Genomic DNA, 13,123 nt, shown 5'->3' on the forward strand with positions numbered 1-13,123 from the left:
TCTTTCGCATCTGTCTGCTCCTTCAGAGTTGGCGCAGACTCTACATTACGGTGAGGGATTTCGCGGGGGGCAGGTCAGGGGGTCTTGCATTGTGGTCTTTCTGCTCGGATTGGACCTCTGCCGGGAGTTTTCTAGGGGGGATGTCTGCAACCTTCAAAACGTCCCCGGAGAGGTGTCAAAACAGGCCGTAGGGTGGGTATTCTAGCAGTGAGATATCGGGGCTAATGCGGTGAATTAAGGCCCCTCCTGACTCGCCTCAGCGAGTATCCGATAGACCGACGCGCGACCAATTCCCAGCCGTTTTGCAATCTCTGTCGGGCCAATTCCTTCGGCCCTCAACTGCTCAACCTGATCCGATTTCTCCCGCGCTGTTGGTTTCCGGCCTTTGTACTTCCCTTCCGCCTTGGCTTTGGCAATTCCTTCGCGCTGCCGCTCCAACATGATCTCTCGTTCGAATTGTGCGACAGCGCCGACCATCGTCAGCATCAGGCGACCGGTTGGCGTTGCCGTATCGAGATTCAGATTGAGGATGCGGAGCGACGCCTTGCGCCCATCCAACTCTTCCACGATGTCCAGCAAGTGCCGAGTAGAGCGTGCCAAGCGGTCGAGCTTGGTTACAACAAGTGTATCCCCCTCGCGGATGAACCTCATGGCTTCCGCCAGTTCGCGCCGATCACTCTGGTCCACACTCGAAACATGTTCGGAGAAAAGGCGACCGCATCCCGCCGCTTCAAGGTCGCGTTGTTGCGCTTCCAATCCGGCTGTTTGGTCGAGGGTAGAGGTTCGGGCGTACCCGACAAGCATTGGCTGAGACATTTGGGTGATCCGTATCACTGTTGATTCAGACTTTGTGATACAGGTGTCCCAAATTTGTCAATATGATTTGTGTGAGACGCTTCGCGGCACCCTTTTGGGTGACTCGCACAGGCAAGGTTCAGTGAGACGCTCCCCGTAGTGGTTCAATTGTTTCCACCAACACTCTCCAGGGATCATTGGTAGATACTCCAATCAGCACCATCCCGTGGCAGGATGGCACAGCGGGGGGTAAATCACACAAGTAATTGGCAGTATGACGTTTCAGAAATTTTACCCCAAAATATTTTGGAATTTTGAGCGAAGTTGGCCAAGTCCGATGAATTGCCAACTCAATTATGCTTCTTCCATGTCATCATAGACCTCATGGTGCGAATTGTTCTCGAAACCGAATTCTTTCAAAAGCCCTTCAAAATAGGTTTCGCGAAGCTTTATGAAATTCCAATAGTCATCACGTCCCTTGTTTTCCTTTGTCATAATCGCTAGCGCCTCCGGAAGCACTCCCTGTTTCGCGAACATCCTTTCCGTTTTTTCACGCCCACATGAATTTTCTGCGTCTTTGACCTGTAAACACGGATCGTCGTTCAAGAATCTGCTATTGGTTTCCGCGCTTAACTGCATCAAGTTTAATGCCAAATCGACTTTATCGCCTTTGGTTGCATCCCAGCCCGCAAGCTTCTCTACGTACTTCTTAGGGAAGATGTGGTGTGCATTTGTGTTCGGCATGCCAAAACCTACGTTGTCTCCGGTCAATGGGTCCTCCAGCTTTTCCCTGTTAACGAGGCAGCGAAGCAGGTTCGCAATAGCACCCTGGGGTGAAACTGATCGTAGAGCTGGGATTGAGACTTCTTCGAGCCAAGCCGGTGCGAAATCTTGATCATCTTTCTCAATCCATGTGGAAATGCTTTCGAAGTCGCGAGACTGTTTCGTATGAACACCCTCTTGATATCTCTGGGAAAGTGCTGATCCTACGACCCATTTCATAAGCTTTTGATTGACCTGCCCTCTAGTCTTTGCGGGCATCTCGCTGTATTTGATTTGATCAAACAGAACTGCCATTGGTACAAAGATGGAATCATAAGGTACTAGTGCATCCGTCTTGTCCAATGCCATGCCCAAATGATCCGTCAAGAAATCACCAACTTGATTCAACAGGCGCCCAGCTTTGTCCTTGTCCCTTTCCCAGTCTTCAGCGGAAATACTTTTGGGCAACATCGACTTTTTATGGTTGCCTTGGTTTAACAATACAACCGTTTGTAGGATTATCTCTCCAGTTTTGTCCATCTTAGCCAGCTTGGGATAAACCTCCCGAAGAACGGCGAGATCATCTCGAATATCAATGTTGCTTGCAAAAAGCACGGCGACTACCAACTCAAAGGGCGTCAGCACCTTACCTGTCGAATTCAGCGTCGCAAATATTCGGCTGATCGCATCAAGTTGGAGCTTCGAATCTATGGAAACGAACGGGATGTCAGGTGCTTGATGAACGACAAAGTGAGGCTTAACCAGGTTTCTGATCAGGGTTTTCTTGGTTGGATAAGTTTGTTCGTATACTTCAACCCAATAGTCGCGATTCTTGGAATTGTCTGGGCGCAAAAGGACTGTACTTAGGAGGTGCTTTTTTACCAACAAAGAAAATTGATCATCTACTCGACGCCGAGCCACGCAATAACCAGTATCTGTGTCCAAATCGCGTACGAACTCTTCGACCGCATCTTCATCGTCCAAATCGACCGCAGCTTCAATGATGGCGGCTTCTAGTTTTTGAAGATCAATGAAATACTGAGACCTACTTTCTTGAGTTTCACCATAGAACAGATCAATTCCTGCCGTTAATCGTTGCTGGCCATCCAGAACTAGTTGTTTTGTATCTAGATCGCTTGCACTTTCACTAGCGCCCTTGAATTCTCGTTCCTTAAGCTCTTGCTTGCTCCCTTCAAGGAAGATCACGCTTCCTAAGGGGTAGGCTTGGCGTATGGAATCGTATAACAGAACGACCTGCTTTCTGTTCCATTTGAAGTCCCGTTGGAATGCTGGCAGCTTTAACTCGCCTTTAAAGGCCTGTTTCACCAGATTTAGATAGTTCTCGCTGCCTGTTGCCATTTTGATTCTCCGGCATTTTTTATGCTTCCAAGTTGCCAAGACGTACTTCGTTTTGGTCGAGCACTGATGAGTACCCTACATGACGAAAACGCGCAGAGAAGGTCAAGCCGCGTACCTGTCCTCTTCCAGCCGCTCTGCCTGACCCAATGCCGCCAAACTTTGCAGCAAGGGTTCCACGCGGGTCACGCGGAGGTTCTTGAAGCGGCGGGCGATGTCGGTGGGGGTGGCTTCGCCCATCTCTTCCAGAGCCTCGCGGACTGCTGCGATCTGGTCGGGAAGGGTTTTGGGGAAGGTGGCCTTTTCCACCTTGGCGGCGGTCTCCAGGGCCATGTCCTTGGTCGTTTTGACTTCGGAGCTTACGCCTTCGGGGTTCTGATACTTTGGGCGGAGCCAGCGGATGTGACCCCGTGCCTCTTCCTCGGCGCGTTCGCGGTTCAGGTCCACAAGGCGGAACAGGATGTCTTCGTCGCTTAGGTCCACGGGCCAGCCATAGGCGTCTGCCACGGCGGCGTCGATCCGGTCGTGGATGTCGCGCAGGATGCCGATCAGGCCTTGTTCATAGATTTCTTTGTCCTTGCCTTCGATGGCTTCGCCCGCGCGGAGCTTTTCCAGCACGTTGTACATCTGGGTCAAAGTCAGCTTGGGATGGGCCGCCTGCTGGCGTTTGCGATGGGCGTCAAGCTCTTCGCCCAGGGCGCGGAGATGGGAGCGTTGGTCGTCGGTGAGTTCGGGGAAGGGGAAGGGATCGCAGCAGCGGGATTTGTTATAGCGGGGATCATTGCCGTACCCGAGACGCCCTCCTGCGGCCAACGCCCAGCACACATGCGGTTTGCTGGACAGCACGGCAAGTGCCGCAGGATCATCCAGACCGATGGCAATCAGCATGTTGTCCGGCAAGACCTCCGCATCAAGGAACTGAAAAACGCGGTGTTTTGTGGTTTCCACAGTCGCGATGTAGCGGGGCAATCCGGCCAGCGCCGGGCGCAGATCACGGCGCGGTTCTCCGTGTATCCACCAGTTGCGGCGGTATCCTTCGCGGTTGTTCTGATCCCGTTCCGGCTTCACGTTGTCATAGACGTGTTGATAGACCGCCGGGAATTTCTCTCTCGCTTCGGTCTCTGCCAAGCCGAACAGGTCAATCACCATAACGCCACGCGTCCTAGCCGTCAGGTCACGCCCATTGCGGTAGGCCCGGATGTGGTTTTCCAATCCGGGAACACTGCCCAAACCCAACGATTTGGCCCGTTCCGGTGAAACGATGAACCCCGCGCCATGCAGCTTCACGCCCGGAGACGACAAACCATCATTCGCCCGGAGCGCCTTGGCCCCCGCCACATCTGCCCCGATCTGCAAATTGGCGAAAATCTTGCCGACCGTATCGTCAAAGGTCACTTCGCGCCCATCCGCCTCGCTCGTCTCGCGGCTTTCGGTGGCGACGATCCGCAGTCGGCCCGCGCGGTTGCCCGCCGCACCCACGGTCATAGCGATCCGTACCGCCGCGCCGAACTGGGTATCGACCCAGGGGTGATCGGGGATGGCATAGAGCAGCGACAGCGGCTTTTTCGGGTCGTTCAGATGCGGTTCCAGCACCCGGCGGTTGAACGTCTGGCGCAGGGAATTGGTGGTGATCAGCCCAAAGCGGCGGCATCCCTTGCCGGTCTTGACGTTCCACGCGCGGACGGCCAACGCGGCTTTCTCCCACCAGAACATCACCAGATCGGCGCTTTGCGGCATCTTGGGGTATGCCTTCCACAGCGCCTCGACATACCCATCCCCGAGATTGTCGCGCAGGCGGCTGGCCCCGATAAACGGCGGGTTGCCTACGATGAACTCGGCCTCGGGCCATTGCACCGGCTTGGGTGCGTTATAATCATAAACCTGCACCCGCGCGTCCGGGTCCGGCACCTCTTCGCCCGTCACCGGATGGCGCATGGTGGTGATCCCGTCCCAGCGCGTGACAGGCTGCCCCGCCGCATCAATGCGCGGGGTCCGCTCGGCCCATTGCAACACCGCATCGCCCTGCCAGATATTGCGGAAGTCGCGCAGGACCGGCTCGGACGGTGCGGCCTGCCCATGGGTGCGGAAATGCCATTGTAGATAACCGATCCACAGAACCAGTTCGGCCACGGCAGCGGCCCAGGGGTTCAACTCGATTCCGAGAAACTGATGCGGGTCAACCGTCATGCCGGACAGACCCAGCATCCCCTGATCCTCTCCCAATTCCTGCAACAGCGACGTGACCTCGCCCTCCAACCGCTTCATCATTTCCAGCGCGACATAAAGGAAGTTGCCCGACCCGCAGGCCGGGTCCAGCACGCGGGTTTCACAGAGCTTGCGATGGAAGTCATGCACCAGGGCGCGGGCGTCCTTTTCCTTGCCATCCGCCATGAGCAGTTGAACGCCCGCCTGCACGTCCCGCCAATCGTCGCGCAAAGGGTCCATCAAAGTGGGGGTCACCAGCCGTTCAACATAAGCGCGGGGAGTGTAATGCGCCCCCAACTTGTGCCGCTGGCGTTTGTCCAAGGCACGTTCGAGCAGCGTGCCAAAGATCGCCGGTTCGACCTGTTTCCAATCGGCCTCTGCCGCTTCGATTAGCAGCGACAGTTGCACCTCATTCAGCGGCAGCGCCGTGGCGTCTTTGAAAAGCCCCCCGTTGAAGCGTTTGAGGTCGGTCATAAGGACTTGTGAGAAACCGCCGGTATTCATGACCTCCCAAAGCCCTTGTAGAGTGGGCTGCGCGTGCTCGGGGTGACCGCGAAGCTGTTTGAGCTTGTCGGTGAAGCTGCCCTTGGGGATCAGTTCAACGTCTTCCGCAAACATCGTGAACAGACAGCGCATGAGGAAATTGGCGACCGCCTCGGCGGCGTGGCCTTGCCCTTCGAAGCTACGGCCCAATTGCGCAAGGTGATCCGCGATTTCCCGCGTGACCCGTGCCGATTGCAAGGCGGGGTCGAGCGATGCCGGATCGGTCCAGATCGTGCGCAACAGGTCGCGGGTTTCCTCGCGCCGCAGATCGTCCATCTTGATCCGGTATCGGTTGCCATCGGGGTATTGTGCATACCCTTGGCCTTGTCGCGAGAAGTCGGCGTAAAGTTCGATCATGTGACCCACATCCACGATGATCAGGAAGGGTGGCCAACCGTCCTCTTTGCTGACCGCACGGGCATAGCCATCTGCCTGGTTTCGGGCCTTGAGCATGGTGTCGTCCCACCGGGCCGACCCGCGCCGCCCGTGACCGGTCTGTGTGCGGGGGGCTTGGTCTTCTGTCAGAAGGGCCAATTGATCTTTGGGTTCGGCGGGCGCATCTGCCCCCTGTTTTGCCTCCAGCACGAAACAGCCTCGCCGGTACAGATCAATCCGCCCATTCCGGGTGCGGCCCGTGTGGGTGAAGGTCACAGGACGTTCGAAGCGATAGGAATTGTTTTGACCGTCGCTTGTTGCGGGCAACGGGCGTTCAACTTCCAAGAGGTCCGTCAATTCCCCGGCGAATGCCTGGAAATTTGCCATTTCGCTTCCGCCGGATGTCTGCCACCGGGCGATAAACGCTTCAACCTGAGATGAATCCAAAACAACGTCCTGCTCAAATACCGTGTGGCCCACGCTAGTTCAGAGATTTGGGGTTCACAATACTTAGGCCAGCGTGGTTTCAGGTTTCAACATACCCGCCCCGCCCAGCGCATTGATCAGCGCATTCCGTTTCGTCTCCAGCGGCACCTCGCCACCGTAGGACGCATCCTGACCCTTGCTGAAAGCGTGGCCCTCCAACGCCTTCTGCGTGTCTGCATAAACCTCCGCCTGCCGCATCCGGTCTTTCATGTTGTGGCGCAAACTGTAGGTGACGTGCTTGGGGTTCTTGGTCAGCTTGCGGATACGCCGGTTGAGCGCTTGCGACATGCGGTCCATGCCGCCTTCGCCGTGGTAACGCGGGAACACCGGGCTTGTCGGGTCGTTTCGGCCCCGCACAAGGTCTTGCGCCACCTGCAAGGCATCCCCGATCAGCGGAATAGTTCGGCGTGACCAGGTTGTTTTGAGTGTCCGGTCATATCGCTCCCGAATCACGATATGGGGCACGTCATGATCCAGCACGATTTCCGACGCCAGTAGGTCACGAATCTCCGAGGGTCGCGCCCCGGTGAAGTCCAGCAAGGTCCAGACCCGCAAGAGTTCAGGCTGTTTGGCCAGTTGCGAGTAAACCCCAACGATCACTTCCGGCGGCAACGGTTCCCGTTCCTCGTGGCGACCTTCTACGGCCTTCTTGAGTTTCAAGCCGATGAAAGGATTGATGCCCGGCACGTCCAACTCGCTGATAGCGGTCGAGACAACCGTGCTGATGTCACTGCGTTCCCGTTTGATAGTCGCCGGAGAGACGCCCGCTGCTTCACGCATATCGCGCCACTTCCGGGCATCGGCGCGGGTGATGTCCGATACCAGCTTGTCAGCCCGCAGAACGGCAATCAGACTCTTCTCGGCACGGGCAAAGCGCTGGATTTGCTTCTTGCGCTGTTCAGGTATGCTCTTGGCGTTTTCCTCAAGGTAGAACTTGAAGGCATCGGTTACAGTTGGCCCCGGTGCTATCGCTGAGACCCCGCCAAGCAATGCCGTGGCGACATGATGGGTTTCCTCGGGAACGCCCTCATATTCACCCGTCTCGGGGTTCTGGTATCGGTCAATGAGCTTGTCTGCTTCCACCTCTCGCCATGTCCGTTCGTTGTCGTCGCGTCCGGGGGAATGCGGATCGGCGTTCCAGCTTTGCAGCATGGCCACCAATCGGTCCCGCTGTTCGGCTGGGGAAAGGCTGGTGACGCCATTTTTCGCCAAGGCGATCATGTGTTCGATCCGCTGATGGAACGGTCCGTAATTGACCAAAGCATCCTGCAAAGTTCGGCCAAGGGTCTTCACAAATTCCGTCTGCGGAATCTTTCCGGCCAACACTTTGGGAACGCGCCTGCGGTAGACGTAGTGGCCATCTCTTGCGGATTTCTTGACGTACTTCACGGTCACATTCTTCATGATCCAGCCTGCAATGTGGATACAGCCGTGGATACAAATACGACCCCATACAGACTTATGTCTATATATATCAGCTATTTGGGTCGGATTTAGTGGTGCCCCCACACGGACTCGAACCGCGGACCTACTGATTACAAATCAGTTGCTCTACCAGCTGAGCTATAGGGGCACGTCGCGTCCGTTTAAATCCAGATTTGACTCTGGGCAAGAGGAAAATCACAGTTTTTTTCAGGAATGGCAAAGCGGGTTTTCCCCGGCGCGGGCTGGGCTATAGTGGCGTGGAAATTGTTGACACAGTGAGTTCCATGCAAGTCATTCTCCATGCCGGCGCCCACGCCACCGACGAAGACAAGCTGCTGCGCTGTTTGTTGCGCAATGCGGATGCTCTGCGGGATCGTGGTGTGGCCGTGCCCGGACCAAGCCGATACCGCCAGATTCTCAGCGGGGCGCTTGGTGCATTGACCAAGGCAGATCCGGCCCCGGATGCACGCGACATCATGCTGGACACGATCCTGGATGAGGATGCCGAGAATTTCGATCGCCTTATCCTGAGCCAGGACCACCTGTTTTGCGTGCCCAAGATTGCCATCGGCGCCGGCCTGCTTTACCCCAAGGCGCATGAGCGGCTGATCAATGCCCAGCGGTTGTTCAAAGATGACACCCTGGAATTGTTCATCGGGTTGCGCAACCCGGCCACCTGGCTGCCAGCGGTCTTTGAAACAACGCCGCACCAGGATTTCCAAAGCTTTCTCAACGGCGCGGACCCGGCATATCTGCGCTGGTCAGAACTGTTTGAACGCTTGCAGGAACATCTGCCCGATTTGAAAATCACCGCCTGGTGCAACGAAGACTCTCCCTTGATCTGGGGCGAAATCGTGCGCGCCCTGGCCGGCCTGCCATCCGGCGCCAAGATCAACGGGGCCTTTGATTTGCTGTCCCGGATCATGTCGCCCGAAGGCATGCAGCGGTTTCGCGGCTTCCTGCGGGACCACCCCGGCATTCCAGAAGTCCAGAAACGCAAAGCCATGCTGGCCTTTCTCGACAAATACGCGCTGGAAGACGAAGTTGACGAAGAAGTCGACATTGCCGGCTGGTCTGATGATTATATCGACCTGCTGACAGACATGTACGACGCGGACGTGGAACGCATTGTCAACATGCCAAATGTGACTTTTATCGCGCCATAAGCCCACACAATAAGCGATTCGCGGCGATAATCAGACCGTTTCTGTTTACCCCGGCATTCGGAACGTCTAGTTATGCTGCATTGCAACAAACGGAAGCCTGGAATGCCTGACTTCACCAAAATCCTTATAGCCAACCGTGGCGAGATCGCCATTCGCATCATGCGCGCCGCCAACGAAATGGGCAAAAAGACCGTCGCGGTCTATGCCGAAGAAGACAAATTGGGCCTGCACCGGTTCAAGGCGGACGAGGCCTATCGGATTGGCAAGGGCATGGGACCGGTTGCGGCCTATCTGAGCATCGAGGAGATCATTCGCGTCGCCAAGCAATGCGGGGCGGATGCCATTCATCCCGGCTATGGGCTTCTGTCTGAAAACCCTGATTTTGTGGATGCCTGCGACGCCAATGGCATCACTTTCATCGGCCCCAAAGCGGCAACCATGCGCGCCCTTGGGGACAAGGCCAGCGCCCGGCGCGTTGCGGTCGAAGCCGGGGTGCCGGTCATTCCCGCGACCGAGGTTCTGGGCGACGACATTGCCGCAATCAAAAAAGAGGCGGCCGAAGTTGGCTATCCCCTGATGCTGAAAGCCTCCTGGGGTGGTGGCGGACGCGGCATGCGGCCGATCTTCTCCGAAGACGAGGTCGAGGAAAAGGTCCTGGAAGGCCGCCGCGAGGCCGAGGCCGCCTTTGGCAACGGCGAGGGCTATCTGGAAAAGATGATCACCCGCGCCCGCCACGTCGAGGTGCAGATCCTGGGCGACCAGCAGGGCAATATCTATCACCTGTACGAGCGTGATTGTTCCGTCCAGCGGCGCAACCAGAAGGTCGTCGAACGTGCGCCGGCCCCCTATCTGAGCGAAGCGCAGCGCGAAGAGATTTGCGAATTGGGCCGCAAGATCTGTGCGCATGTGAACTATGAATGCGCCGGCACCGTTGAATTCCTGATGGATATGGAAACCGGCAAGTTCTACTTCATCGAAGTGAACCCGCGCGTCCAGGTGGAACACACCGTCACCGAAGAAGTCACCGGCATCGACATCGTGCAGGCGCAGATCATGATCGCCGAAGGCAAGTCGCTGTCCGAGGCCACCGGCAAATCCAGCCAGTATGACATCCGCCTTAACGGTCACGCGTTGCAAACCCGCGTCACCACCGAAGACCCGCAAAACAACTTTATCCCCGATTATGGCCGCATCACTGCCTATCGCTCGGCCACGGGCATGGGCATCCGGCTGGATGGCGGCACCGCTTATGCGGGCGGCGTGATCACACGTTATTACGACAGCCTGCTGACCAAGGTCACCGCCTGGGCCCAGACCCCGGAAAAGGCAATTGCCCGCATGGACCGCGCCCTGCGCGAATTCCGCGTGCGCGGCGTCAGCACCAACATCGCCTTTGTTGAAAACCTGCTGAAACACCCGACCTTCCTCAACAATCAATACACCACCAAATTCATCGACGAGACGCCCGAGCTTTTCGATTTCAAAAAGCGCCGCGACCGGGGCACCAAGGTGCTGACCTATATCGCCGACATCACGGTCAATGGTCACCCAGAGGTTCAGGGCCGGCCAATGCCGCACCCCGAATTGAAACCGGCAAAAGCGCCGGTTTCCCGTGCGGCACCGGCACCAGGCACCAAGACCCTGCTGGACGAAAAAGGCCCGCAGGCAGTTGCCGACTGGATGCTCAACGAAAAGAAACTGTTGATCACCGACACCGCGATGCGTGACGGACACCAGTCGTTGCTGGCCACCCGCATGCGGTCGATCGACATGATTCGTGTCGCGCCAAGCTATGCTGCCAATCTGCCGCAGCTGTTCAGCGTGGAATGCTGGGGCGGGGCGACGTTTGACGTGGCATACCGCTTCTTGCAGGAATGTCCGTGGCAGCGTCTGCGCGACCTGCGTGCCGCAATGCCCAATGTCATGACACAAATGCTGCTGCGCGCGTCGAACGGTGTGGGTTATACCAACTATCCCGACAACGTGGTGCAGTTCTTTGTGAAACAGGCCGCTGAAACCGGCGTTGACGTGTTCCGCGTCTTCGATTCGTTGAACTGGGTCGAAAACATGCGCGTGGCGATGGATGCCGTGCTGGACGCGAACAAAGTCTGCGAAGGCACCGTCTGTTACACCGGTGACATCCTTGACCCGAACCGCGCCAAATATGATCTCAAATATTATGTCGCGATGGGCAAAGAGCTGAAGGCCGCCGGCGCGCATGTGCTGGGTCTGAAAGACATGGCCGGGCTGATGAAACCCGCCGCTGCCGGTCCGCTGATCAAAGCCCTGAAAGAAGAGGTCGGCCTGCCGATCCACTTCCACACCCACGACACATCCGGCGCAGCAATTGCCACCATCATGGCAGCGGCACAGGCCGGTGTGGATGCGGTTGACGGTGCGATGGATGCGATTTCCGGCAACACCTCGCAGCCGACCCTCGGCTCGATTGTCGAAGCCATGCGCCACACCGAACGGGACACCGGTCTGGACATCAGCGCCATCCGCGAAATTTCGAACTATTTCGAAGCGGTGCGCGGTCAATATGCGGCATTTGAGTCGGGCATGCAGGCCCCGGCGTCCGAGGTGTATCTGCACGAAATGCCCGGCGGTCAGTTCACCAACCTCAAGGCACAGGCGCGCAGCCTCGGGCTTGAGGAGCGTTGGCATGAAGTGGCGGAAACCTATGCCGATGTGAACATGATGTTCGGCGATATCGTCAAGGTCACGCCCTCGTCCAAGGTGGTCGGTGACATGGCCTTGATGATGGTCAGTCAGGGGCTTACCCGGTCACAGGTCGAAGACCCGAAAACCGATGTCGCCTTCCCCGACAGCGTGATCGACATGATGCGCGGCAACCTGGGCCAACCTCCCGGCGGCTTCCCCAAGGGCATTCTGAAAAAGGTGCTGAAGGGAGACAAACCCAATCTGGAACGTCCCGGCAAACATCTGAAGCCTGTCGACCTCGAAGAGGTCCGCGCACAGGTCTCGAAAGAGCTTGAGGGGCTGGTCGTCGATGACGAGGACCTGAACGGCTATCTGATGTATCCCAAGGTGTTCATGGATTACATGGGCCGTCACCGCACCTATGGTCCGGTGCGCACCCTGCCGACGCATACCTTCTTCTACGGCATGGAACCGGGTGAAGAGATCACAGCCGAAATCGACCCCGGCAAGAAGCTGGAAATCCGGCTTCAGGCCGTCGGTGAAACCGGCGAAGATGGCGAGGCCAAGGTGTTCTTTGAACTGAACGGCCAGCCACGGGTGATCCGTGTGCCCAACCGCAAGGTCGCGGCCTCCAGCAAATCCAACCCCAAGGCCGAGGTTGGCAATGCAAACCACATTGGCGCCCCGATGCCCGGTGTGGTGGCCACTGTTGCGGTCAAGGCCGGCGACAAGGTGAAAGAAGGCGATCTTCTTCTGACCATCGAGGCGATGAAAATGGAAACCGGCATCCACGCCGAACGCGATGCAACGGTCAAGGCCGTGCATATCCAACCCGCCGGTCAGATCGACGCAAAAGACCTGCTGATCGAACTGGAATAACCCTCCGGTCCGGTTTGCAAGACCGGCGCACTTGGCCATAGGCCCCCTGACCCCCGCTGCATCTTCGGAAGCAGCGGGGGTTTTTATTTGCCGCTCAGGGTCTTTCGCGGCCTTGTGACTGTCGGTCCAGCGGCGCTGTCGCCTTGTCCCCCCCTGTCGATCCCCTGCCCCCCTTCTGGTGGCGCACCAAACCTAAGGCCGCAGATGGTGCAATGATTCGGGACCGACCAACCAATCCCGATGTGCAGCCCCCCTTTGCCGGGGTCAGTTTCCTTGTGATCGGCGAAACCAGAGCCCCTCTGACAGGCCAAAGACAAAAAGATCGCCCGGAACACCAATTTCCTCTTGCAGCCCGCGCCAACAGTTTATAAATCCCGCACACCCAATGGTATGCGGGCGTAGCTCAGGGGTAGAGCATAACCTTGCCAAGGTTAGGGTCGGGCGTTCGAATCGCCTCGCCCGCTCCA

At 57.2% G+C, this 13,123-nt stretch carries 6 protein-coding genes and 2 tRNA genes; 3 read left to right on the forward strand and 5 right to left on the reverse strand.

The window, feature by feature from the left end; translation table 11 throughout:
- Nucleotides 1–234: 234 nt before the first annotated feature.
- The 5 genes from Q4577_RS22885 to Q4577_RS22905 form a co-directional block, all read right to left on the reverse strand.
- Entirely contained in the window at nt 235–804 is a 570-nt protein-coding gene (locus Q4577_RS22885; protein ID WP_303473168.1) for a recombinase family protein, read from the reverse strand.
- Between the two features lie 345 nt (nt 805–1,149).
- Nucleotides 1,150–2,916, reverse strand: a complete 1,767-nt coding sequence (locus Q4577_RS22890; protein ID WP_303473166.1) for a DUF262 domain-containing protein — start codon at nt 2,914–2,916, stop codon at nt 1,150–1,152.
- A 102-nt stretch (nt 2,917–3,018) separates the two neighbouring features.
- A complete protein-coding gene (locus tag Q4577_RS22895; RefSeq protein WP_336623655.1) occupies nt 3,019–6,516 on the reverse strand; it encodes a DNA methyltransferase in 3,498 nt (1,165 codons plus the stop codon).
- 30 nt (nt 6,517–6,546) lie between these two features.
- Complete coding sequence (locus Q4577_RS22900; RefSeq protein ID WP_303473163.1) at nt 6,547–7,926, reverse strand: site-specific integrase; 1,380 nt, start codon at nt 7,924–7,926, stop codon at nt 6,547–6,549.
- Between the two features lie 93 nt (nt 7,927–8,019).
- Nucleotides 8,020–8,095, reverse strand: a tRNA-Thr gene (locus Q4577_RS22905).
- 136 nt (nt 8,096–8,231) lie between these two features.
- Here Q4577_RS22905 and Q4577_RS22910 point away from each other — a divergent pair.
- The 3 genes from Q4577_RS22910 (at nt 8,232) to Q4577_RS22920 (ending at nt 13,123) form a co-directional block, all read left to right on the forward strand.
- Nucleotides 8,232–9,113 (forward strand): hypothetical protein, encoded by an 882-nt coding sequence (locus Q4577_RS22910; protein WP_303473162.1) that lies wholly within the window; start codon nt 8,232–8,234, stop codon nt 9,111–9,113.
- Between the two features lie 102 nt (nt 9,114–9,215).
- A complete protein-coding gene (locus Q4577_RS22915; protein WP_303473161.1) occupies nt 9,216–12,656 on the forward strand; it encodes a pyruvate carboxylase in 3,441 nt (1,146 codons plus the stop codon).
- Between the two features lie 392 nt (nt 12,657–13,048).
- Nucleotides 13,049–13,123: transfer RNA gene (locus Q4577_RS22920), tRNA-Gly, on the forward strand.

The sequence above is a fragment of the Marinovum sp. 2_MG-2023 genome (genome assembly GCF_030548265.1).
Classification (GTDB): domain Bacteria; phylum Pseudomonadota; class Alphaproteobacteria; order Rhodobacterales; family Rhodobacteraceae; genus Marinovum.